At 68.6% G+C, this 24,051-nt stretch carries 16 protein-coding genes; 2 read left to right on the forward strand and 14 right to left on the reverse strand.

The window, feature by feature from the left end:
• Positions 1 to 51: 51 nt before the first annotated feature.
• From L3V85_RS23115 to L3V85_RS23135, 5 genes are read right to left on the reverse strand one after another with little or no spacing between them, the layout of a single operon-like run.
• The gene (locus tag L3V85_RS23115; protein ID WP_237675031.1) at positions 52 to 882 is read right to left on the reverse strand and encodes an SDR family NAD(P)-dependent oxidoreductase; all 831 of its coding nucleotides are present in this window, start codon (positions 880 to 882) and stop codon (positions 52 to 54) included.
• 34 nt (positions 883 to 916) lie between these two features.
• The gene (locus L3V85_RS23120; protein ID WP_237675032.1) at positions 917 to 1,336 is read right to left on the reverse strand and encodes a MaoC family dehydratase; all 420 of its coding nucleotides are present in this window, start codon (positions 1,334 to 1,336) and stop codon (positions 917 to 919) included.
• Positions 1,337 to 1,350: 14 nt separating this feature from the next.
• The gene (locus L3V85_RS23125) at positions 1,351 to 1,791 is read right to left on the reverse strand and encodes a MaoC family dehydratase N-terminal domain-containing protein (RefSeq protein WP_237675033.1); all 441 of its coding nucleotides are present in this window, start codon (positions 1,789 to 1,791) and stop codon (positions 1,351 to 1,353) included.
• A gap of 13 nt (positions 1,792 to 1,804) precedes the next feature.
• Complete coding sequence (locus L3V85_RS23130) at positions 1,805 to 2,989, reverse strand: lipid-transfer protein (protein ID WP_237675034.1); 1,185 nt, start codon at positions 2,987 to 2,989, stop codon at positions 1,805 to 1,807.
• Positions 2,990 to 3,036: 47 nt separating this feature from the next.
• Complete coding sequence (locus L3V85_RS23135; RefSeq protein ID WP_237675035.1) at positions 3,037 to 4,596, reverse strand: long-chain-fatty-acid--CoA ligase; 1,560 nt, start codon at positions 4,594 to 4,596, stop codon at positions 3,037 to 3,039.
• Positions 4,597 to 4,736: 140 nt separating this feature from the next.
• Between L3V85_RS23135 and L3V85_RS23140 the strand changes: the two genes are divergently transcribed.
• Positions 4,737 to 5,771: an AraC family transcriptional regulator gene (locus tag L3V85_RS23140; protein WP_237675036.1), complete on the forward strand. Its 1,035-nt coding sequence runs from the start codon at positions 4,737 to 4,739 to the stop codon at positions 5,769 to 5,771.
• Positions 5,772 to 5,798: 27 nt separating this feature from the next.
• On the opposite strand, the gene L3V85_RS23145 is transcribed toward L3V85_RS23140, so the two are convergent.
• Positions 5,799 to 12,641, reverse strand: coding sequence for an autotransporter-associated beta strand repeat-containing protein (locus L3V85_RS23145; protein ID WP_237675037.1), 6,843 nt, complete (start codon positions 12,639 to 12,641; stop codon positions 5,799 to 5,801).
• A gap of 187 nt (positions 12,642 to 12,828) precedes the next feature.
• Between L3V85_RS23145 and L3V85_RS23150 the strand changes: the two genes are divergently transcribed.
• Entirely contained in the window at positions 12,829 to 13,416 is a 588-nt protein-coding gene (locus tag L3V85_RS23150) for a GbsR/MarR family transcriptional regulator (RefSeq protein ID WP_237675038.1), read from the forward strand.
• Positions 13,417 to 13,470: 54 nt separating this feature from the next.
• Here L3V85_RS23150 and cydX read toward each other — a convergent pair whose 3' ends face one another.
• The 8 genes from cydX to L3V85_RS23190 all read right to left on the reverse strand — a co-directional run bounded on the left by cydX (position 13,471) and on the right by L3V85_RS23190 (position 24,013).
• Positions 13,471 to 13,620: a cytochrome bd-I oxidase subunit CydX gene (gene cydX / locus L3V85_RS23155; protein ID WP_237675039.1), complete on the reverse strand. Its 150-nt coding sequence runs from the start codon at positions 13,618 to 13,620 to the stop codon at positions 13,471 to 13,473.
• A gap of 20 nt (positions 13,621 to 13,640) precedes the next feature.
• Complete coding sequence (cydB, locus tag L3V85_RS23160) at positions 13,641 to 14,795, reverse strand: cytochrome d ubiquinol oxidase subunit II (protein ID WP_237675040.1); 1,155 nt, start codon at positions 14,793 to 14,795, stop codon at positions 13,641 to 13,643.
• Complete coding sequence (locus L3V85_RS23165) at positions 14,792 to 16,405, reverse strand: cytochrome ubiquinol oxidase subunit I (protein WP_237675041.1); 1,614 nt, start codon at positions 16,403 to 16,405, stop codon at positions 14,792 to 14,794. The genes cydB and L3V85_RS23165 overlap by 4 nt, the downstream gene beginning before the upstream one ends.
• A 47-nt stretch (positions 16,406 to 16,452) precedes the next feature.
• Positions 16,453 to 18,168, reverse strand: a complete 1,716-nt coding sequence (cydC, locus tag L3V85_RS23170) for a thiol reductant ABC exporter subunit CydC (protein WP_237675042.1) — start codon at positions 18,166 to 18,168, stop codon at positions 16,453 to 16,455.
• Positions 18,165 to 19,853: a thiol reductant ABC exporter subunit CydD gene (cydD, locus tag L3V85_RS23175; RefSeq protein ID WP_237675043.1), complete on the reverse strand. Its 1,689-nt coding sequence runs from the start codon at positions 19,851 to 19,853 to the stop codon at positions 18,165 to 18,167. The genes cydC and cydD overlap by 4 nt, the downstream gene beginning before the upstream one ends.
• 155 nt (positions 19,854 to 20,008) lie before the next feature.
• Entirely contained in the window at positions 20,009 to 21,121 is a 1,113-nt protein-coding gene (locus L3V85_RS23180) for an acyltransferase family protein (protein WP_237680633.1), read from the reverse strand.
• 59 nt (positions 21,122 to 21,180) lie between these two features.
• Positions 21,181 to 22,143, reverse strand: coding sequence for an NAD(P)H-dependent flavin oxidoreductase (locus L3V85_RS23185; RefSeq protein ID WP_237675044.1), 963 nt, complete (start codon positions 22,141 to 22,143; stop codon positions 21,181 to 21,183).
• A gap of 79 nt (positions 22,144 to 22,222) precedes the next feature.
• Positions 22,223 to 24,013 (reverse strand): acyl-CoA dehydrogenase, encoded by a 1,791-nt coding sequence (locus L3V85_RS23190; protein ID WP_237675045.1) that lies wholly within the window; start codon positions 24,011 to 24,013, stop codon positions 22,223 to 22,225.
• Between the last annotated feature and the right edge of the window lie 38 nt (positions 24,014 to 24,051).

A 24,051-nucleotide genomic window follows, 5' to 3' on the forward strand; every position in this document is an offset into this window, starting at 1 on the left:
CAGGTTTGGGTTGCTTGTGTTCGGCGTGATCGCGCCCCGAACACAGAAGAATCAGATCCCCGTAAGCCCCCCGGTACACATCAGAGTCTGCCCACTCACATAGTCCGACTCAGGCGCGCAAAGAAGATACACAGCCCCAGCAGCCTCCTCGGGCGTACCACCACGCCCCAGAGGAATCGACTGCTCCATCATCGCCAGCAACCCAGGGTTGATGCCGACCTTGATCTCCCGCCCCTCGATGTTCGCGGTGGTCGCCTCGGAAGTGCTTGCCGTCAACCGCGTCTGGATGAATCCGAAAGCCACGCAATTGACCGTGACGTTCATGCGACCCCACTCCTTGGCCAGCGTCTGCGTCATGCCCACGATGCCCGCCTTGGCCGTCGAATAGTTGGCCTGCCCCGCATTGCCGAACAGTCCCGCCACCGACGAGATGTTCACCACCTTGCGCACCACGCGCCGGCCTGCCTCGGTCTCCGCCTTCGACAGCGCGCGGATCACCGGCTGCGCCGCGCGCAATATGCGAAACGGCGCCGTCAGGTGCACGTCGATCATGGCGTACCACTGCTCGTCGGTCATCTTCTGAACCACGCTGTCCCAGGTGTAGCCGGCGTTGTTCACGACGATGTCCAGCCCCTTGTATTCGTTCACCGCCGTGCCCACGAAACGCTCCGCGAAGTCAGGCGCGGAAACGCTGCCCACGCAGGCCACGGCCTCGCCGCCCGCCGCGCGAATGGCCTCCACCGTTTCCTGGGCCGGCGCCTCGTCGAGGTCGTTGACGACGACGCGCGCGCCTTCCGACGCGAGCTTGAGCGCAATGGCCCTGCCGATGCCTCGGCCCGAACCGGTGATGAGGGCGACCTTGCCGCCGAGCTTGAGTGTCATGTCTCTGTTCCTTCTTGTCTTGAAGTGATGCCGGTCAGCGCAGCGCCACGAGCGCCTCGCCCGCGATGCGTGTCTGGCCGTACTGGTTGGCGCTGAGCACCTCGACGCGCACGCAGCGCTCGCCCTCGTGCTCGAGCTTCTCGACCACGCGTCCGCTGCATCGCACCGCATGCCCCAGGTGCGTGATGCCCTGGAAGCGCACGTCGAAGCGGCGCAGCTGCGACTGCGGCGCCCACTGCGTGACGAGCCGGCCCAGCCAGGCCATGCCCAGCATGCCCTGCGCGAACACGTCGGGCATGCCCGACTTGCGCGCGAAATCGGTGTCGATGTGAATCGGGTTGTGGTCGCCCGAGGCGCCGGCGAACAGCGCGAGCGTGGTGCGGTTCACCGGCGGCAGTTGCAGCGCGGGCAGTTCGTCGCCGATGTTCACGGCGTCGTAGGTCGGTGCGGTCATGGGTGCGGGCTCCTTCAGTGACGGCAGACGATCACCGTGCGCAGCTCTGCCACCAGCTCGTCTCGCTGGTTGGTGGCGCGCGAGGTCTTGATGACGAATTCGAGCGCGCCGTTCTTCTTGTCGTAGATGTCGGTGATGGTGGAGCGCACCGTCACCGTGTCGCCCACGCAGGCCGGCCGGTGGTAGCTGAAGCCCTGCTCGCCGTGCAGCAGCTTCGATAGCGGAATGCCCAGGTCGGCCAGCAACTTGTCGGATGCGCCGGAGTCCAGCTCGGCCGCGAACAAAAAGGTCGGCGGCGCGGGCAGGTCGGGGTAGCCTGCATCGCGCGCGGCACCAGCGTCGGTGTACACGGGGTCTGTCTCGCCGATGGCCTTGGCAAAGAACTGCAGGCGGGTGCGCTCGATGGGCAGCACCGATGCGGGCAGCTCGTGGCCGATCCATTTCTTGTCGATCATCTGCCGGCCTTTCTCAGACGCGTTCGTAGAGCGTCACCACGCAGGCGCCGCCCAGGCCGAGGTTGTGCTGCAGCGCCAGCCGCGCGCCCTCCACCTGCCGCTTGTCGGCCGTGCCGCGCAACTGCTGGACCAGCTCGGTGCATTGCGCCAGCCCCGTGGCGCCCAGCGGGTGCCCCTTCGACAGCAGGCCGCCCGACGGATTGGTCACGACCTTGCCGCCGTAGGTGTTGTCGCCGTCGACCACGAACTTCTCGGCGCCGCCCACGGGGCAAAGGCCCAGCGCCTCGTAGCTGATGAGCTCGTTGTGCGCGAAGCAGTCGTGCAGCTCGACCACGTCCACGTCCTGCGGGCCGACACCGGCCGCGTCGTACACCTTCTGCGCGGCCTCCTGCGCCATGCTGAAGCCGACCACCTCGCGCATGTCGCGGCTCTCGAAGGTGATGGGCCGATCGGTGGTCATGGCCTGCGCCTTGATGCGCACGCTGCGGTCCAGCCCGTGGCGCTCGGCGAAGCGCGGCGAACACACGATGGCCGCCGCGGCGCCGCAGGTGGGCGGGCAGGCCATGAGCCGCGTCATCACGCCGGGCCACATGACGGGCGCGGCCATGACCTCGTCTTCGGTGACCACAGTGCGGAACAGCGCCACCGGGTTGTTCGACGCATGGCGGCTGGCCTTGGCGCGGATCTTCGCGAAGGTCGACATCTGCGTGCCGTACTGCTGCATGTGCGCCAGCCCCGCGCCGCCGAAGTAGCGCAGCGCCAGCGGCACCTGCTCGTTGCCGACCAGTTCGTCGGTGATGTGCTCGAAATGGTCGAAGGGGCTGGGCCGGTCGTTGAACACCGCGCCGAGCGCGCCGGGGCTCATGTGCTCGAAGCCCAGCGCCAGCACGCAGTCGGCGGCGCCGCTGGCCACGGCCTGGCGCGCGAGGAACAGCGCGGTGGAGCCGGTGGAGCAGTTGTTGTTGACGTTGACGACCGGAATGCCGGTCATGCCCACCTCGTACAGCGCGCGCTGGCCGGCGGTGGAATCGCCATAAACGTAGCCGACGTAGGCCTGCTGCACCAGTTCGTAGCCGATGCCGGCGTCCTTCAGCGCGGCATTGGCGGCCTGGGCGGCCATCTGCGGATACGGCAGGTTGGCGCCGGGCTTGGTGAAGGGGATCATGCCGACCCCGACCACATGGACGTCTTGACTCATGAGAGGCTCCTGAAGATTGAATGGAAGAAAAGAAAAAGAGGGCCGCGTCAGGCCACGCCGCGCTGACGGCCCTGCCAGAAGGGTTCGCGCAGCTTGGTCTTGAGCACCTTGCCCGCGCCGGACAGCGGCAGCGCGTCGAGTACGGCCACGCTGCGCGGGCACTTGTAGCTGGCGATCAGGGTCTTGCAGTGCGCGATCAGCTCCTCCGGCCGTATGCCCTGCCCCGGCTTGAGCACCAGCGCCGCGTGCACGGCCTCGCCCCATTCGTCGCTCGGGATGCCGATCACGGCGCAGGCGGCCACCGCCGGGTGCTGGTTGATGGCGTTCTCCACCTCGGCCGAGTACACGTTCTCCCCGCCGCTGATGATCATGTCCTTGAGCCGGTCGACCACGAAGATGTAGCCGTCGTCGTCCATGTAGGCGCCGTCGCCGGTGTGCATCCAGCCGTCGCGCACGGCGGCGGCCGTCTGCTCGGGCTTGTTCCAGTAGCCCTGCATCACGTTGGGGCCGCGCACTGCCACCTCGCCCACGGTGCCGCGCGGCACTTCGGCGCCGTCGGCATCGACGATGCGCACTTCCATGCAGTAGCTCGCACGCCCGGCCGAGCGCAGCTTGCCGCGCTTGCGCCCTTCGGCCGTGTGGTTGGAAGGCGGATTGATGGTGGCAATGGGCGACAGCTCGGTCATGCCGTAGGCCTGCGCGAACTCCACGCCCGGAAAGGCCTCCATCGCGCGATTCAGCACCGCCTCGGAGATCGGCGAGGCGCCGTAGGTGATGCAGCGCAGGCTGCGCAGGTCGCGCGGCTCGCGCATCGAGGGGTGGTCGACCAGCATCTGGATCATGGTGGGCACCAGCAGCGCGTGGGTCACGCGGTCGGCGGCGATGGCGTTGAGCACCGCCTCCGGGCTGAACGAGGGCACGATGACGTGGGTGCTGCCCTGGAACCAGTGCGGCGTGGCCAGCCCCATGTCGGCCAGGTGGAACATCGGCGCGGCATGCAGGTAGGAGGAGTCCGGCGGCGCCAGGCCTTCGCCGAGCGCCGCGAAGCCCGAGCTGCAGATGTTGGTGTGGCTCAGCATCACGCCCTTGGGAAAGCCGGTGGTGCCGCCGGTGTAGAAGATGCCGGCCAGGTCTTCGTCGCGGCGGGCGGTGTCGGGCACGGGCGCCGCGGCGTCTATCAGCGCCTCGTAGCCGTGCATGCCGGCGGGCAGCGCGCCGTCGCCGCAGTAGATCACCTCGCGCAGGCTGGTGGCCTGGCCGCGCATCTGCTCGACCAGCGCGCGGAAGTTCTCGTCGACCAGCAGGATGGTGGAGCCCGAGTCTTCCAGCGAATACAGGATCTCCGCGGCCGACCAGCGGATGTTGCAGGGGTTGAGCACGCCGCCGCCCCAGGGCACGGCCATCTGGTATTCGAGGTAGCGGTCGGAGTTGAGCGCCAGCATGGCCACCCGGTCGCCGGGCTGCATGCCCAGCCGCCGCAGGGCACCCGCGAGGCGGGCCACCCGGTCGGCATAGTCGCGGAAGCTGCGGGTGCGGCCGGCAAAGCGCACGGCCACCTTGTCGGGATGCTGCTGCACGCTGCGGTGCAAAGACTGGGTCAGGTACATGGCGAGTGTCTCCGTCTCTTTCTTGTGTGGCCGCATCGTAGGAAACCGGCCCCGCCCCGGCGATTGCGTTTCGCTTCGATCGCATTGCAGAAAACGTCAATCGACACGGTGGCATGCTTGGGGCCTGATCGCCACGCGCCATGCTGCAACCGCCAGTCACCATTCCGATCGCCTTCGTCCAGGGCATGCTCTCGGGCCTCCTCGCCCGGGGCCAAGCCGCGCCCATCGACGCCCGCGCGGCGCTGGAAGACGCGGGCATCGAGCCGGCGCTGCTGGAGGCGCCGGGCGCGCGCGTCACGGCCGAGCAGTACGTGGCGCTGTTCGCGCTGCTGATGGAGCGGCTCGACGACGAGGCGCTGTGCTTCCTGTCGCGCCGCCTGAAGCGCGGCAGCTTCGCGCTGATGACGCGAGCCACCCTGGGCGCGCCCACCTTCGAAGTGGCGCTGCGCCGCGTGGCCCACACCTTCAGCCTGCTGCAGGACGACCTGACGCTGGTGCTGCTGCAAGACGGGCCGCTGGCCGGCTTCGGGCTGCGGCTGAACGATTCCGCTGCGGTGCAGCAGAACTTCCTGCACGAGCTGATGCTGCGTGTGTACTGGCGGTTGCTCGCCTGGCTGCACGGCGGCCGGCTGGCGGCGCGGCGCTTCGATTTCGGCTTCGAGCTGCCGCCCTATGCGGACGGCTACGCCAAGGTGTTCCCGGGGCCGCTGCAGTTCGGCCAGCCCTGCACGGCCGTGTGGTTCGACGCCGGCGCGCTGCAGACGCCGGTGCATCGCGACGCGCAGGCCATGAACGCATTTCTAGCCGCCGCGCCGGCCAACGTGATCCTGCCCCGGCTGGCGGAGCAGGCGGTGAGCGCGCGCGTGCGCTCGGTGCTGCAGCAGAACCGGCCGGCCTGGGCCGACCTCGCGACGGCCGCGAGCAGCCTGCACATGTCGGTCAGCACGCTGCAGCGGCACCTGGCGACCGAAGGCACGTCGTTCCAGTCGCTGAAAGACCAGCTGCGGCGCGACTTGGCCATCGTGCGGCTCAACACCAGCACCGTGCCGCTCGCGGCGCTGGCGGAAGAGCTGGGCTTCGCGGACAGCGCCGCGTTCCAGCGGGCCTTCAAGGCCTGGACGGGCGGCGCGCCGGGTTCGTACCGGCGGCGCCGCGAAACGGGCTCCGACGAATAGCCCGCTTCGTGGTTCAGCCCCCGGCTGTTACCACTTCACCCGCACGCCCAGCGAGCCGTTGATGCCGCTCTTCACCTTGGCGTCGCCACCCGAAGACCACAGCTTGCCCACTTCGCCATAAAGGCTGGTCGACGGGTTCAGGGCCAGCGTGAAGCCGCCCGCCAGTTCGGTGCTGGTGCCGCCGATGGGCGCCGCGATGTTGGTGGTGGTCGCGCCGTTGACGAAGCGCGCCACGTCCGTGCCGCGCGAGGTCTTGTACACGTTCACGCGACCGTACGGCTGCAGCATGCCCATGCCGGTGTCGATCTCGCCCTTGACCCGCACGCCCGCACGGGCGAGCCAGCCGCTGTCGACCTGGGGCTGGACCACCGCGCCCAGGATGGCCGAGTTGCTCAGGTCCATGTGCTGGTGGATCAGCTGCAGTTGCGGCTCGACGGTCCAGCCGCTGCTGCCGATCGGGAAGGCCTGGCCCACCTCGATCGAGCCCAGCAGGCTGTTGCCCTTGCCGGCCGCGCCGATGCCCATCAGCGGCTCGACCGTGTAGCGATGGCGGCCCGACTGCACCACGGCGTCGGCATAGAAGCCGCTGTCGCTGGTGTAGGTGCCGTACACGCCCACGTACTGGCTGCGCAGGTCGTTGCGGCCGACTGCGAGGTTCTGCACGCCGCTGGCATAGCCGCTGACACGCGCATCGCCGTCGAGCTGGCCGACGTAGATGCCGGCGCGCCAGTTGGGCGTGGCCAGCAGGTCGGTGCCGGCCTGGAAGCCGGTCAGGCGCCCCTTGCTGGTGGGCGAGACGGTGCCGCCCTGCTGGATGTCGATGTCGGTGGACAGCACGCGGGCCCAGGCGCGGCGCTCGGAGCCGGTCGCGCTGGGCGCGGTGCCCTTCACGTCGTCGTCGCCCACGCGCTTGCGCACGTCGCCCAGCATCGCGAGGCTGCCCTGGCGCAGCTGGTTGGGCAGCGCGGCATAGAGCGAGGTTTCCGGGCGGTAGTAGGTCACGCCCTTCTGCGCCGAGCGCAGATACCAGTTCTCGCCCTGGCCGAGCGCGTCGGCGGCATACAGGCGGTACTCGAAGGCGCCGGCATCCACATGGCCGTCCGCGAGCGAGAACGCGTCCTTGGTGGTCTGCGCGGTGGTCTTCGCGCCGTTCTGCGCGGTGATCACCTCGATGCCGTTGCCGTTGGTCAGCGCGCCCAGGCCGCCGATGTTGGTGATCTGCACCGTGGTCTTGCCGCTGGCCGAGGCCGTGGGGCCGTTGAGGATCAGCCGGTCCGAAGGCGGCCCGTTGAAGTAGAGCGTGGTGCCCAGCTTCAGCACGCCGCCGTTGCCCACGTACGCGCCGTTCACCGTCAGCGTGGTGCCCGGCACGCTGCCCACCAGCGACACGGTGCCGCTGTTGGTCAGCGAGGCCACCGTCTGGCTGTAGCCCGCCAGGTCCAGCGTCGCGCCCGCGGCCACGTTATGCGCCGAAGCGGCGCTGAAGGTGTTGGCCGCGCCGGCACGCAGCGTGCCCTGTGCCACGTCGGTCGCGCCGGTGTAGCTGTTGGCGCCCGACAGCGTCAGCGTGCCCGTGCCGATCTTCGTGATGAAGCCCGCGCCGCTGATGGCGCCGCTCAGGCCGGCGTCGAATGCGCCCGTGTCGATGATCGGGTCGCTGTTGCCGGTGAAGCGGATCGCGTTGGCAATGGTCATGCCGGGCGCGATGAAGCCGATCTCGGTGCCGTCGTCCATTGCCAGCTCGCCGGTGCCCAGCGCCTGGGCATTGCCGAGGTTCAGGCGCCCCTTGAGCAGCGCGGTGCCGCCGGTGTAGGTGTTGGCGCCCGACAGCGTGAGCGTGCCCGTGCCTTCCTTCACCAGCGAGCCGCCCACGCCGGAGATCACGCCCGAGATTTCGGTGCTGGTGTTCAGCCCGCCCGTGGTCAGCGTCTTGTTGCCCAGCAGAACGCGGCCGCCGCCTTCGAGCGAGCCGATGGAGGTGCCGGCCGTGGTGAGGCCGCGGATGTTGACCACGGCGCCCGTCTTGTTGACCACCGTGGCCTGCGCGGCCGTGGCCTGGTCGCGGATGTCCAGGGAGCCGGTCGCCTCGTTGACGATGGTCGCGCGGCCGGCCGTGGCGTCGTCCCAGATGTTGGTCGAGCCGCCCGCGGAGTTCACGATGCGTGCATTGCCTGCTGTGGCGTTGCTCCACACAGTGACGCTGCCGCCGCGGTTGTCGAACACGGCATCGCCGGCCGTCGAGTTGCCGGTGAAGGTGACACTGCCGCCCTTGTAGTTCAGGAAGCTCGCGCGCTCGGCCGATGTGTTGTCCTTGAACTCGATCGCGCCGCCGTTGACGCCTGTGCTGGCAGCGGCGGTGGTGAAGCGCAGGTCACCCGCGCCGGCGTTGCCGTTGAAGGCCAGGTAGCCGTTGCCGTTGACGTCCACCGGGCCGGTGCCCAGCGCGCCGCTGACGTTCGCGCTCACGCTGCCGCCGTCGATTTTGGTGCCGCCGGTGTAGGTGTTGGCCGTTGCCAGCGTCAGGTCGCCCATGCCGATCTTGCGCAGGCTGCCCGAGCCACTCATCGTGCCGCCGAAGGTGCCGCCGGTCGACTGGTCGAAGGTGACGTTGGCGTTGTTGACGATGTCGCCCTGCAGGCTGGTGGTGTTGCCCTGCAGCACGCCGGCCGACACGATGGTGCCGCCGGTGTAGTTGTTGGCGCCGGTCAGCACCAGCGTGCCGTAGTCGTCCTTGGTGAGGCCGCCCGCGCCGGTGAGCTGCGAGGCGATGGTCGCCGTCATGGAAGCGCCCGAGCGCGTGCCGTCGCCCACCTTGATCACCGTGTGCGCGTTGCCGAGCGTCAGGGCGTCGCCCTGCACCACATAGCCGTCGGAGTAGAACTGCGCGCCGCCGATGCTGATGTCGCCGCCGCTGTTGTCCACGGTGACGGTGCCGGCGGTGCCGCCGAACATGGCGAACTGGTTGGGCTTCCAGGTGGCGTTGTAGCCGCCTTCGCTGTTGGTCCAGGTGTCGTTGGGGCTGCCGGGGCTGCCGATGCGCCAGGTGCCCGAGCCGCCGCCCACGCTGCCGTTGTTGACCGTGTCGCCGCCGTCCCAGAAGCCGAGCTGCACGCCGGTGCTGTTGATCAGGTTGACCTCCTTGGCCACGCTGGTCTGCACGTACAGGTCGCCGGCCGCGACCGGCGTGCTGCCGATGCTCAGGCCGTTGTCGCTCAGCGAGCCGGTGTACTTGACGAGGCGATAGAGGCCGGGGCCGAAGCTGCCGCCGGCCGTCTCGGTGACGTTCAGCGTGCCGCCGAGCACCAGGTTGCCGTTGACCTGGATCAGGTCGTTGAGCGGGTCTTCGCCGACGGCGCCGAGGTGGTAGTTCAGGAACGATCCGTTGGCCAGATTCAGGTCGCCGGTGGTCAACGTGCCGGGGCTGTTGCCCGGCGCGAGCGAGCCGCCGTCGGCCACGGTGACCGCGCCGCTGATGGTGCCGCCGCCGGCCAGCGTGGCGCCGGAGCCGACCTGCACGCTGCCGGTGCCGGTCGCGCTGCCGCTGGTGTTGTTCACCCGCAGCGTGCCGCCGTTCACCCACGTGTTGCCGGTGTAGGTGTTGGCGCCGGTGATCTCGAGTTCGCCCGCGCCGTTCTTGGTCAGGCTGCCGGCGCCGCTGACGGTGCCCGTGAAGCCCGAGTCGTCGGAGCGATCGAAGACCAGGTTGCCGTTGGCCGTGACCGCGCCCGTGAGCGTGCCGCTCTTGTCGCCATTGCCGACCTGCAGCGTCGCGCCCTTGCCGATGGTGGTGCCGCCTGTGTAGCTGTTGGTGCCGGCCAGGATCAGCGTGCCCGCGCCGCTGTCGGTCAGGCTGCCGGTGCCGTCGATGTCGCCGGCCACGGTGTAGCTGTCGGAGCGGTTGAACACCAGCGCCGCGTTGTTGGTGATGTTGCCGGCAATGCTGCCGGTGGTGCCGCCGTTGCCGACCTGCAGCGTGCCCGCGCTGATGGTGGTGCCGCCGTCGTAGGTGTTGGTGCCGGTGAGCGTGAGCTTGCCGGCGCCCGACTTCGTCAGGCTGCCCGTGCCGGAGATGCCGCCGGCATAGGCGATGTCGTCGGAGCGGTTGAACTGCAGCACGCCGTTGTCGACGATGTTGCCGCTGATGCTGCCCTTGGTGCCGCCGTTGCCGATCTGCAGCGTGCCCGCGCTGATGGTGGTGCCGCCGCCGTAGGTGTTGGTGCCGGTCAGCGTCAGGGTGTCGGTGCCGGTCTTCACCAGCTTGCCCGCGCCCGAGATGACGCCGCCGAACTGGCCGCCTTCCACGGTGGTGGTCTGCGAGTTCTTGGAACCCGTCTGCAGCGCGCCCGCGCCCTGCAGGTTGTGGATGGAGACGTTCAGGTCGTTCAGGTCGAGCGTCGCGCCGCTGTTCACGGTGGTCGAGGCGGCAGTGCCGAAGACCGTGCTGGCCAATGCCGCGTTGCCTGCGCGCAGGGTGCCGCCGGCAACCACCACGGCGGCGGTGCTGTCCACCGTGGCGCTGGTGCCGGTGAGGCTGACCACGCCGGCCTGGGTGCTGCTGCCGAAGGTGGCGGTGGCGTTCGCGCCCAGGCTCAGCGAACCGGCCAGCGTCAGCGTGCGGTTGCCGGCGGCGGCGACGGTGCTGGCCGTGCCGGCCGTGAAGCCCACGGCCTTCGAGAAGGTCATGGTCGAGGTCGCGGCCAGCTTGCCGCCGGCCATCGTCAGGCCGCCGCTTCCGAGCGCGGAGGCGGCCGCGACCTGCAGCGTGCCGCCGCTGACCGTGGTGCCGCCGGAATAGGTGCTGGCGCCCGACAGGGTGAGCGTGCCGCTGCCGCTCTGGGTCACGCTGCCGGTGCCGCCGATGGCGCGCGTGAAGCTGACCGCATCGGAGCGGTTGAACACGAGCGCGGCGTTGTTGGTGATGCTGCTGGTGCTGTCGATGCTGCCGGTGTTGCCGCCGTCGCCCAGTTGCAGCGTGCCGCCGCTGATGGTGGTGCTGCCGGTGTAGCTGTTGGTGCCGGTCAGCACCAGCGTGCCGGCGGTCGTCTTCACGAGCTGGCCCGCGCCGGTGATCGAACCCGAGAAATTGCCGGACTGCAGCGTGGTCGTCTGGGCGCCGTTGCCGGTCCTGGTCCTCAGCGTGCCGGCCCCCTGCAGGTTGGCGACGGTGACGTTGTAGCCGTTCAGGTCGAGCGTGGCGCCGGAGCTCACCGTGGTCGAAGCCACGTTGGAGAAGATCGTGCCCGCGCGGGCTGCGTCCGCCACCTGCAGCGTGCCGCCGGCCACGACGACCGCGGCACTGCTTGTGACGGCGGTGGTGCCGCTGTCCAGGCGGACGGTGCCGTTCTCCGAAGTGCTGCCGAAGACGGCGGTGGCACTGCCGTTCAACGTCAGGGTGCCGCCGATGCCGAAGGTCTTGCCGCTGGCGGCGGCCACCGTGCTGCGCTGGCCTACTGCGAAGGACAGGCTGTTGGCCAGGTTCAGGCTGGACGTGGCGGTGAGCTTGCCGCCTTCGAGCGAGACCGTGCCGGAGCCGAGCGCGCCGGCCGTGCCGATCTGCACCGTGGTGCCGTTCTTGATGCTGGTGCCGCCGGCATAGGTGTTGGTGGCGCCCAGCGCGAGCGTGCCGCCGCCGTCGGCCGTGAGGCTGCCGGTGCCGGAGATGACGCCGTTCATGGCGAGCTGCGCGGGCGTCGTGCCGGTGCCGTCCACGTTGACCGCGAGGTTGCCCGTGGGCTGGAACTTGCCCGTCAGCGTCCACTTGCTGCCGCTGGCGGCATTGATGCTCGAGAAGCCCTGGAAGGTGTCGCTCTCGGTATTCGTGCCTTCCAGGAACAGCTTGTTGCCGGTGCCCTGCGCGACCACGCCGCCGTTGAGCACCGAGCCCGCCCTGAGGGTGAGCGAATTGTTGTTGCCGCCCATCTGGATCGAATTGGCGCGCGTCGTCCCGTCGCCCGAGAGGCCGCCGGAAATGGTGCCGCTGTTGATGATGGTGAGGTTGCTGCCCACGATGCCCGCGCCGCCCTGCGCAGCGGCGCCCAGTTGCGTGCCGCCCAGGGCGCCGCCTTCGCCGTTGCCGCCGGCGCCACCGTAGATCGCCGCTTTGGTGCGCGGGTCGATGCCGACGGCGGCAATGCCCGATCCGCCGTTGCCGCCGGTGATCGAGCCGGCATTGGTGATCGTCACGCCGCCCACGGGCACCACCAGCACGCCCGCGCCGCCACCGCCGCCGGCACCTGCCAGCGACGAGGTCTTCGCAACCGTACCGCCGCCATTGCCGCCGTTGCCGCCGACCAGCACGCCCGAGGCCTTGACCTCGAACGACTGAGTCGCGAGCACGCTGCCGCCGCCCCCTCCGCCGCCGGCGCCGCCCGGACTGGAGAGCTGGGTGGCGCCCTTCTTGTCCACATAGCTGTAGCCACCGGTTCCGCCGTTGCCGCCATTGCCGGCCTTGATGGTCGTGGTGACAGGCGAGGAGCCGGTCCGGGCGGAGCCGCCGCCACCGCCGCCGCTGCCGTCGAGCCTGTCCGGCGAGCTTCCGTACGCCGCCGAGACACCGTTGGACCCATTCGTTCCGAGGTTGCCGCCGACGGCACCGGCGGCGGATTGATCGCCCTGCCCGCCGTTGCCCCCCGCCCCGGTCGTGCTGTCGCCCGCCGTCTGCCCGGTGCCGTATTTGCCGTTGACGAGAAAGCCCCCGCCGCCGCCGTCGCCGCCCGCGAACGACGGCCCGGCCGTCATCAGGAGCGAGGCCGCGCCCACCGCCAGCGCCACCGCCCGGCGGCTCTTCTTGCCTCGGGCATGGGTGTTCTCCGAAACGGCTACCCAGGCGCCGAGCGCCGAGTTCCAGATGCTGCGGTGACTTTTGTTCATTGTTCTAAACCTTTGAAAAGGGTTGCGACTTGCACCAAGAAAGTGCAAATGGTCAGGGAATGTTTATTTTTGTTAACTAACGGTTTCCTGGATATAACCAATATTGGTTATTTGTTAACCTTTCGAGCTTCCGAAGTTTTCGGAAACTTCCGGAAATACAGCACGTCCCGGCGCGACAATCCGGCCCATGGCCACCTCTTCAGACCTCCCTCCCCTCAACCGCCAGTTCGTCGCCCACTTCGGCGAAATGGGCAGCAAGTGGGGCATCAACCGCACCGTCGGGCAGATCTACGCGCTGATCTTTCTGTCCGAGCGCGCGCTCAACGCCGACGAGATCGCCGAACTGCTCGAGTTCTCGCGTTCGAACGTCAGCATGGGTTTGAAGGAACTGCAGGCCTGGCGGCTGGTGCACCTGCGCCACCATGCGGGCGACCGCCGCGAATACTTCGAGGCGCCCGCGGACGTATGGGAAATCTTCCGGGTGCTGGCGGAGGAACGGCGCCGACGCGAGATCGAGCCCACGCTCTCGATGCTGCGCAACGCCCTGCTCGAATCGCCCACGAGCGACGCCGAGCGCCATGCGCAGGAGCGCATGCGCGAGATGCACGACCTGATCGACCGGCTGATGAAGTGGTTCGACGACGTTCAGCGGCTCGCGCCCGAGACCGCCATGAAGCTCATGGGCATGGGCGCGACCGTGACGAAGGTGCTGACGCTCAAGGACCGCATCACGGGCGGCGGCGCGTCGAAAAAGAAAAATCCCGCGCCCGACTGAAACCGCCGGGGTCGCGGGACTTTGAGGGACGGGCGGCTACCACCGCCCCGAGGACTACAGCCGCTCCTGCCCTTCCGACGATTCGGGCGTTTCGAGCTTGGCCTTGCGCACCGCGTCGTCGTCCATGAGTTCGTACCACATCGCGTTGAGTACGGCGAAAGCGGCTGCCAGCGGCAGGCCAAGAATCCAGGCGAAGTACCACATCTTTTTTTCCTCCGTTTTCTTCAGTAGGCGTGTCCGCTCTCTTCGCGGATCGCCTTCTCGTCGACCTTGCCCCACAGCACGTGATAGACCCAGCTGGTGTAGGCCACGATGATGGGAATGAAGAAGGCCGTGACCACCAGCATGATGAACAGCGTGAGGTGGCTCGACGACGAGTCCCACACCGTGAGGCTGGCGCGCGGGTCGATCGACGAAGGCAGGATGAACGGGAACATCGACGCGCCCACGCTCAGGATGATCCCGGCGATGCCGAGCGCCGCCGTCAGCAGCGAGAGCACCGGCCGGCGCAGCGCGAGCCCGAGCAGCGCGCCCAGCGCGCCGACGAAGCCGGCGGCCGGTGCGGCCATCGTCCATGGATGCGCCGCGTAGTTGGCGGTCCATGCGCCCGCGTGCAGCTCGACCGTCTTCAGCATCGGGTTCGAAGGCCCGACCGCGTCGATCACGCTGCTGATGCGATAGCCGCCGATGCTCGTGGCCAGCAGCACGCCGGCCAGCGCATACAGCGCGATGGTGAGCACGGCCGCCACCATGCCGTAGGTGCGCGCACGCTCGGCGACCGGCCCCGCCGTCTTCAGCAGCAGCCACGCCGCGCCGTGCATCACCAGCATGGCCACCGACACCAGCCCGCACAGGATGGCGAACGGATTCAGCAGCCCGAAGAAGCCGCCGTCGTAGAAGATGTGCATGTCGTTGTTGAAGCGGAACGGCACGCCCTGCAGCACGTTGCCCATCGCCACGCCGCAGATCAGCGCGGGCACGAAGCCGCTGAAGAACAGCACCCAGTCCCAGCGCGCGCGCCACTGCGGCGACTCGCGCTTGCTGCGGAACTTGAAGGCCACCGGCCGCAGGATCAGCGCCGTGAGAATCACGAACATCGCAAGGTAGAAGCCCGAGAAAGACACGGCGTACAGCTGAGGCCACGCCGCGAAGACGGCGCCGCCGCCCAGGATCAGCCACACCTGGTTGCCTTCCCACACCGGCCCCACGCTGTTGATGACGACGCGGCGCTCGATGTCGTTGCGCGCGGCAAAGGGCAGCAGCATGCCGCTGCCCAGGTCGAAGCCGTCGGTCACGGCGAAGCCCACCAGCAGCACGCCGATCAGCAGCCACCAGATGAAGCGAAGGGTGTCGTAGTCGAGGAGTGTGTGGAGGATCATGCGGCGCTCCCGGTCCGGGCGATGGTGGCGCCGGCGTGGGCCGGCGGAATGTGCGAGAGCGTGTCGCCCTCGTCGGGCGCGTGCTCGGCTTCAGGCCCCTTGCGGATGGCCTTGAGCATCAGCTTCATCTCGATGATGAGCAGCGTGGTGTAGATGGCGATGAAGCCCGCGATCGTGAGCAGCAGCGTCTTCACGCCGAGGTTCGACACGGCCACCGCGGTCGGCAGCACGCCTTCGATCACCCATGGCTGGCGGCCGAACTCCGCCACCAGCCAGCCCGACTCGATGGCGATCCAGGGCAGCGGAATCGCGAACACCGCGACCTTCAGCAGCCAGCGGTAGCTGTCGAGCTTGCGGCGCGCCGACAACACGAAGAAGGTCGCTGTCAGCACGATCAGCAGCACGCCGATGCCCACCATCACCCGGAACAGCCAGAACAGCGGCGCCACTTGCGGCACCGTGTCCCATGCGGCCTTGGTGATCTGCTCGTCGGTGGCCTGGCGCGGGTCGTCGACATAACGCTTGAGCAGCAGCGCATAGCCCATGTTGATGCCGTTGTCCTCGAAGTCCCCGCGCACGCCCTGCGTCACCTTGCCCGTGCCGCCCGCTTCGCGGATCTTCTGCAGCGCGTCGTAGGCCTTCAGGCCCTCCCGGATGCGGACCTCGGCGCGCTTCACGAGCTCGTCGATGCCGGGCATCACCGTGTCGAGCGAGCGCGTGCCGATCAGTCCCATCACCCCGGGGATGTGGATGGCGTAGTGCGTCTCGCGCGCTTCCTGGTCTGGAAAGCCGATGACGGTGAAGGCCGCGGGTGCGGGTTGTGTCTCCCACATGGCTTCGATGGCGGCGAGCTTCATCTTCTGGTGTTCGCCGGAGAGGTAGCCGCTCTCGTCGCCGAGCACCGCCACCGACAGCGCGGCGGCCAGGCCGAACGAGGCCGCGACGGTCATCGAGCGCTTGGCCAGTTCGAGGTGACGGCCCTTGAGCAGGTACCAGGCCGACACGCCGAGCACGAACACGGCGGCGCACACGTACCCTGCCGACACGGTGTGCACGAACTTGGCCTGCGCCACCGGGTTGGTCAGCACCGCGGCGAAGTCGGTCACTTCCATGCGCATGGTCTGCGGGTTGAAGGCCGCGCCCACCGGGTTCTGCATCCAGCCGTTGGCGATGAGAATCCACAGCGCCGAGAAGTTGGAGCCGATGGCCACGGCCCATGTGGCGATCAGGTGGCCCACCTTCGAGAGCTTGTCCCAGCCGAAGAAGAACAGCCCGACGAAGGTCGCTTCCATGAAGAAGGCCATCAGCCCTTCGATGGCCAGCGGCGCGCCGAAGATATCGCCGACGTAGTGGCTGTAGTAGCTCCAGTTCATGCCGAACTGGAACTCCATCACGATGCCGGTGGCGACGCCCATCGCGAAGTTGATGCCGAACAGCACGCCCCAGAACTTCGTCATGTCGCGCCAGATCACGCGGCCGGTCATCACGTAGACCGTCTCCATGATGGCGATGATGATCGAAAGCCCGAGCGTGAGCGGCACGAACAGGAAGTGGTACAGCGCCGTGACGGCGAACTGCAGGCGCGATAGCGCAACGATGTCGAGATCCATGGGTTTCTTCCTTTGTATTCCCTGTTTTCTGTTTGCTTCTCTCTCGGTCAATCCGGGCGAAGGCTGCGAAGCGCGGCGTCGAAGGCATCGCTGCCGCGGCGCAGGTCGGCAACGATGCGGCCGTGCCGCATGCACACGAGCCGGTCGGCCAGCGCGGCTTCGCGGCGCAGGTGCGTGGCGATGAGCAAGGTGCGCGGGCCGGCGTGTTGCGCGAGGCGCTGCATCACGTCGTGCGCGACGGCGGCATCGAGCGCCTCGGTCGGTTCGTCGAGCAGCCACAGCGGCACGGGGCGCAGCAGCAGTCGCGCCAATGCGAGCCTGCGCGACTGGCCGCCCGAAAGACCGAGGCCGCCTTCGCCGAGGCGGGTGTCGAGGCCGGTGGAGAGCGCGCGCACGTCGGCTTCGAGGCCCGCGGCCTGCAGCACGGACCAGAGGCGCTCGTCGCTTGCGGTCGGGTCGGCCAGGCGGAGGTTGTCGCGCAGGCTGTCCTGGAAGAGCTCGGTGCGCTGGGTCAGCAGGCAAGCCGGTTGGGCGCTCACGGTGCCGGACCGCGGCGTGATTTCGGCGGCGATGGCTGCGAGCAATGTGGACTTGCCCGCGCCGCTCGTGCCGACCAGCGCGACGCGCTCGCCCGCCTGCAGGGTCAGCGACACGTCGCTCAAGACTTCCGCGCGGCTGCCGGGGTGCGTGACGGTGATGTTCTTCAGCTGCAGTGCGAAGGGGGCGTCGTCTTCAGGCTTTGCCGAAGTCGCATCGTCTTCCGCAAGCTCCATGCGCGGCGCAAGACGCCGCACCGCAAGCCAGGTGCGGCCCGCATCGAGCGCGCCGCGGCGCAGTGCAGCGAAAGGCTCAGTAGCGGTGAGCGCCACAAGCAACGCCAGTGCTGCTGCAGGTGCGCCGATCACGCCCTCGCTCACCAGCGCGCCGACGACAAGCAGCACGCCCACGAGAGTCAGCGTGCCGGCGCTGCCATAGGCGAAACCGGAAGCGGCCTCGAGCCGGTTCAACGCGAGATCGGCCTGAGCGAGTTGCGCATCGGCGCGCATCAGCGCCTCGCGCTGTGCATCGATGCGGCCCGCCATCACGAGGTCGGTCTGGCCCGCGACCAAATCGACGGCACGGGCGCGCAAGGCTTCGATGGCGTGCGCGCGCCGAATGGCGGGCCGACGGGCGCGCCGCGCCACCACGATGGCGATGCCCCAGCCGGCGAACACGAGCCACAACGCCAACGCAGCGCCCATCGCCACATGCATGAAGCCGAGCACCATGCCCGCCAGGAGTGCCGCTCCCAGTGCGGCGGCAGCAGGCACAAGCAGGCGCAGGTAGAGCGATTCGAGCGCATCGATGTCGGACGTGAGGCGGAATAGCAGGCGCGCCGGGCGCATCAGCAACGCGCGCGCCGCCTCGGGCCGAGCCCAACCGCGGAAGAGGCGAACGCGCAGCGCCGCGAGCACGCCGAAGGTCGCGTCGTGCGTGACGAGCCGTTCACCGTAGCGCGAAGCCGTGCGGCCCAGCGCCAGCAGGCGAATGCCGGCCGAGGGCATGAACACATCGAAGGTGAAGGCCGTGGCCGCATGCAGGCCGGCCAGCGCGGTCGCGGTGATGAACCAGCCGGAGAGGCCGAGCAGAGCCATGCCCGCGAGCACAGTAAGAGCGGCAAGCAGTCCGCCCAGCAGCAGAGCGCGCGGCTGCTCGACGAAGAAGGGGCGCAGCACGAGCCGCAGTTCGCGCCATTGCGTGGTGTTGGTTCTGCCGGCGTTCATGCGGCCTTCTCCATGGCCTCGGCGCCGAGGCTCACCACGCGGTCCATCCGCGCCGCGAGCACCGGGTCGTGCGTGGCGACGATCAGCGTCTTGCCGCGTGCCAGTTCGACCAGCGCATCGCCCACGCGGGCGGCGGTCTCGGAATCCAGATGCGCGGTCGGCTCGTCGACCAGCAGCAGGTCGGCATGCGGATGCACCGCGATGCGGGCCAGCGCGAGCCGCACCGCCTCGCCGCCGGACAGGCCGCGTCCGCCCTCTCCCAGCGCCGTGCCGGGATGCGCCTGCGCCACGGCGTCGAGCGCGGCGAAGCGCATGGCCTCGGTCACGCGGGGCGTATCGACATCCGTACGGCCCAGCGCCACGTTGGCCTCGACCGATCCGGCGAAGACATGCGGCGCCTGCCCCATCCATGCCATGCGCTGGCGCAGGGAAGCGATCGTGTGGTCGGTAAGCGCGACGCCGCCGATTGCAATCTCGCCGCTCGTTGCCGGTACGAGGCCCGCCAGTAGCGACAGCAATGCCGTCTTGCCCGAGCCGCTGGGGCCGGTCAGTGCGATGTGCTCGCCTGCGGAGACGCGAAGCTCGAGGCCGTCGAAGACCTCTCGCGTTTCGCCGGGCCAGGAGAAATGCAGGCCATGGACGGCGATGGCGGGTGCGGCGACCGCCGAGCCTGCGGCGGCGCGCTTCAGCGATGCGTTCGCGCCGGGCAGCGGCAGTGCATGTCGCTGCAGTCCGTCGAGCGCTTCCAGCGCGGCCTCACCGGCCGCCCGGTCGTGCCATACGGCCGATAGCTCGCGCAGCGGCTCGAAAAAAGCCGGCGCCAGCAGCAGGACGAACAGGCCTTCCCCCAGGCTCAATGGTTGCCCCCATGTGCCGAAGCCGAGCGAGCCCAGCAGGTGGAAGCCGACATACACAGCCACCATCGCCACGCCCAGCGCCGAGAAAAGCTCGAGCACCGCGGAAGAGAGAAACGCGATGCGCAGTACCGCCATCGTTCGCACGCGCAGCGATTGCGCGGCATCGCCGAGCCTGTGCGCCGTGGCGTCCACGGCATCGAGCGCGCGCAGGGTTGCCAGGCCGCGCAGGCGGTCGAGCAGAAAGGCGTTCATGCCGCCCATCTCGACCATCTGCGCCTCGCTGGCTGCCTTGGCGCGCCAGCCGACGATGGCCATGAAGATCGGGATCAGCGGCGCCGCGAACAGCAACACCAGCGCGGCGACCCATGAGAAATACGCGACGGCGCAGAGGATGAAGATCGGCACGACCGTCGCGCGCCAGCGTGCAGGCTGGTAGCGCACGAGGTACGGCACCAGCGCCTCCGCCTGCTCGGCGAGCACGCTGGCCGCCTGGCCTGAAGGCGCGCGACCGCGATCCAGCGGCGATCCGCCGGCCAAGGCCTCGGCCGTCTGTGCGCGCAAAGCGGTGAGCTGTGCCCGCGCGCGGCCGAAAGTGCGGCGTGCGCCCCAGGCCTCGCAGGCGGCACGCAGCAAGCCCAGCAGCAGGGTCGCGCCGGCCGGCAGCCACACCGCCTGAAGGCCCTGCCCCGACGCCAACCCCTGCACCGCCATCGCCAGCAAGGCCGCCTGCGGCAGCCACAGCAACGCGGCGGCGCCTTGCACCACCCCGCCGACGTCCGGCGACGCGAAGGCCTTCAACGGCGATCGGTGGTGCGAGTGCTTGTTCATTCCTTGTTTTCTTGGATTTTCAGTATTTACTGAAATTTCCACAATCATACTGGAGATGAGCGCGACTGACGAGCCCGCAGACTGCACGGTCCGGGGCTCGAACGCAACACGTTCGGGAAGATTCAGCCCGGGCGCCCGCGCGGGGCGCCCCTTGGCTAATGAGAAACGACTATTCCGCTGACCAGCAAGGCAGCAAAAAGCATGAACACGCCGCGCCACGAGGCGGGGCGCGCCTCGACCCAGCGGTACAGCAGCGCTGCCGCCGCGACCGACAGTGCGAAGGTCGCGACCAGTCCGGCCGCATCGAACCACGCGCCGTGCGGCCCGGCGTTCGCCACTGCCGCATTCATGGCGAGCAGCACCGGGAAGTGGATCAGAAAGAGCGAATAAGACATGCGCCCCAGCCGCTGCAGCGGCACGGCCAGCAGCGGCCAGTGCGCCGGCGACAGCCAATGCCGGCGCTGTGCGATCGCGAGCAGCAGCGCCGTCACCAGCGCGGTGGCGATGCGGCTGCGCCAGTCGATGGCGAGCGCGCCCGCCCCCAGCAGCGCCAGCAGCGCGACCGCGCTCTGCCAGGTGCTGAAGCGCGTCGCGCGGCCAATCCAGAACACCAGCATGCCGAGGCCGTAGGTGCCGAAGAAATAGAAAGCCGTGTCGTCCAGCCCCGCGTTGCGGTTGAACAGCACGAGCGACGCCACGGCCAGCCCCAGCACCAGCGCCACCGGCAACCAGCGCGCCGGCAGGCTGGCGGGCGCAGCACCGGTGGAGCGTTGCAGCATCGTCGGCAATCCAACCAGCGCGAGCGCAAGCGCGAACAGCTGGAAGTCGATGGCCACGTACCAGACACCGGTCGACAGCGACTCGTAGCCCAGCAGGTCCTGCAGCAGCAACCCATGCGCGACCAGTTGCCCGAAGGTAGGTGCGGCGGGCACCACTTCTTCATCGAGCCAGGGCCGCACCACCGCGGCGACCAGCACGCACACCGTGAGCGCCGCCAGGTACGGCATCACCAGCCGCCCATAGCGCTGCAGGATGCGCGTGACCGGCCGGTCGACGCGCAGCATGCCGTCGGGCGCAAGGCTCGCCGCCGCCAGGAAGCCGGCGATCACCAGGAACACCTGCACCGCGAGACGTCCCTCGTTGGACAACCACGCGAAGAAATCGGGCGCGAGTGCATACGCGCCGGCCGGCATCGGGCCGTAGCGCGAGAGGTGGTGCCCGACGATCACGGCGCACGCAATGCCCTTTGCCGCGTCGAGCAGCGGCATGCGCCCCACCGATGGCGACAGCGCCCGGTCGACGGGCGCCGCGCCGTTCGCGACGGCGGTCAAAGCGCCAACCGCTGCCTTGCTTCCTGGTACTCGCGCTTGAGCTTTTCGATGAAGGCCGCGGCGCTGGCCACTTCGGTCACGGCGCCGATGCCCTGGCCCGAGCCCCAGATGTCCTTCCAGGCCTTGGCCTTGCTGCCGTCGCCGGAGGCGAAGTTCATGGTCTTCAGGTCGCCTTCGGGCAGGTTGGCCGGGTCCATGCCGGCCTTGACGATGCTCGGCGCGAGGTAGTTGCCGTGCACGCCGGTGAAAAGGTTCGAATAGACGATGTCGTCCGAGTTGCCTTCGACGATGGCCTGCTTGTACTCGTCGCTCGCGCGCGCTTCCTCGGTCGCGATGAAGGCCGTGCCGATGTAGGCGAAGTCGGCGCCCATGGCCTGCGCCGCGAGCACCGCGCCACCGGTGGCGATGGAGCCCGACAGCGCGATCGGGCCGTCGAACCACTGGCGGATTTCCTGCACCAGCGCGAACGGGCTCTTCACGCCCGCGTGGCCGCCGGCACCGGCCGCCACGGCGATGATGCCGTCGGCCCCCTTCTCGATGGCTTTCTGCGCGAACTTGTTGTTGATGATGTCGTGCAGCGTCACGCCGCCGTAGCTGTGCACCGCGTCGTTCACGTCGGTGCGTGCGCCCAGCGAGGTGATGACGATCGGCACCTTGTACTTCACGACCATCTCCATGTCGTGCTCGAGCCGGTCATTGCTCTTGTGCACGATCTGGTTGATAGCGAAGGGCGCGGCCGGCTTGTCCGGGTTGGCCTTGTTGTAGGCAGCCAGCTCTTCGGTGATCTCGATCAGCCACTCTTCCAGCTGCGCCGCGGGGCGCGCGTTGAGTGCGGGCATCGAGCCGACCACGCCCGCCTTGCATTGCGCAATCACGAGCTTGGGGTTGCTGATGATGAACAGCGGCGAGCCGATGATCGGCAGCGGCAGGTTCGCCAGGACGGGGGGCAGCTTGGACATGTCGTCTCCGGAAATGGGTTCGGTTTTATAAGAGAGGAAGGCCGCTGCAGCCCGTCAGATGGGCGACAGCGGCCGCGCGTCAGAACGCGTCGAGCGCGAGTGCCGTGACGCTCTCGGCGCCGTCGACGATGCTGTCGCGAATGCCCGGCACCTTGTTCAGGATGTGCTCCGCATAGAAGCGCGCGGTGGCGACCTTGGCCAGCATGAAGTCGGTGTCGAAGCTGCGCGAGGCGAGGTCCTGCGCAATGATCAGCGAGCGCGCGAGCTGCCAGCCGGCCACCAGATTGCCCGCGAGCATCAGGTAGGGCACGCTGCCGGCGAACACCGCGTTGGGCGATGCCTTGGTCTGCCCGGCCACGAAGTCGACCACGTCGATGAAAGCCAGGCGCGCGGCCGTCAGGCGCTTGAGCACCGCGGCCGCGGCGGGGTTGTCGCTCTTGGCGAGTTCGGCTTCTGTCTTCTCGATCTGCGCGGCAATCGCCTTCGCGGTCTGGCCGCCGTCGCGCGCCGTCTTGCGGCCCACGAGGTCATTGGCCTGGATGGCGGTCGTGCCTTCGTAGATCGTGAGGATCTTGGCGTCGCGGTAGTACTGCGCCGCGCCGGTCTCTTCGATGAAGCCCATGCCGCCATGCACTTGCACGCCGAGCGAGGTCACCTCCAGGCTCATCTCGGTGCTGTAGCCCTTGACCAGCGGCACCATGAATTCGTAGAAGGCCTGGTTCTGTTTGCGCGCGTCGGCGTCGGGGTGGTGATGCGCCGCGTCGTAGGCGGCGGCGGCCACGCTGGCCATCGCGCGGCAGCCTTCGGTGTAGGCGCGCATCGTCATCAGCATGCGCTTGACGTCGGGGTGGTGAATGATCGGCGCGCTGGCGTTGATGGAGCCGTCGACCGGACGGCTCTGCACGCGGTCCTTGGCATAGGCCACGGCGTGCTGGTAGGCGCGCTCGGCAATCGCGATGCCCTGCATGCCGACGGCATAGCGGGCCGAGTTCATCATGATGAACATGTACTCGAGGCCGCGGTTCTCCTGGCCCACGAGATAGCCGACAGCGCCGCCGTGGTCGCCGTACTGCAGCACGGCGGTGGGCGAGGCCTTGATGCCCATCTTGTGCTCGATGCTCACGCAGTGCACGTCGTTGCGCTCGCCCAGCGAGCCGTCCTTGTTCACGAGGAACTTGGGCACCACGAACAGGCTGATGCCCTTCACGCCCTCGGGCGCGCCGGTCACGCGGGCCAGCACGAGATGCACGATGTTCTCGGCCATGTCGTGCTCACCGTAGGTGATGAAGATCTTGGTGCCGAAAACCTTGTAGGTGCCGTCGGGCTGCGGCTCGGCGCGGCTGCGCACCATGGCCAGGTCGCTGCCGGCCTGCGGCTCGGTGAGATTCATGGTGCCGGTCCACTGGCCGCTCACGAGCTTCTCGAGGTACACCGCCTTCAGTTCGTCGGAACCGGCCGTGAGCAGCGCTTCGATGGCGCCGTCGCTCAGCAGCGGGCACAGCGCGAAGCTCATGTTGGCCGAGTTCAGCATCTCGCCGCAGGCCGCGCCGATGGTCTTGGGCAGGCCCTGGCCGCCGAAGTCCGACGGATGCTGCAGGCCCTGCCAGCCGCCGGCCACGTACTGCGCGAAAGCGTCCTTGAAGCCCGGCGTGGTGGTGACGGCGCCGTTCTTGAACGACGAAGGATTGCGGTCGCCCTCGATGTTCAGCGGAGCGATCACGTCCTGGTTGAAACGGGCGCATTCCTCCAGCACGGCCTGCGCGGTTTCGAGACCGGCGTCTTCGAAGCCGGGCAGCTTGGCGATCTCGCCGATGTTGGCCAGGTGCTCGATGTCGAACAGCATGTCCTTGATGGGGGCGGTGTAGCTCATGTCTTGTCTCCAGATACAGCGGATACGAAAAGGGCATC

Source organism: Variovorax paradoxus, from assembly GCF_022009635.1.
Taxonomy (GTDB): domain Bacteria; phylum Pseudomonadota; class Gammaproteobacteria; order Burkholderiales; family Burkholderiaceae_C; genus Variovorax.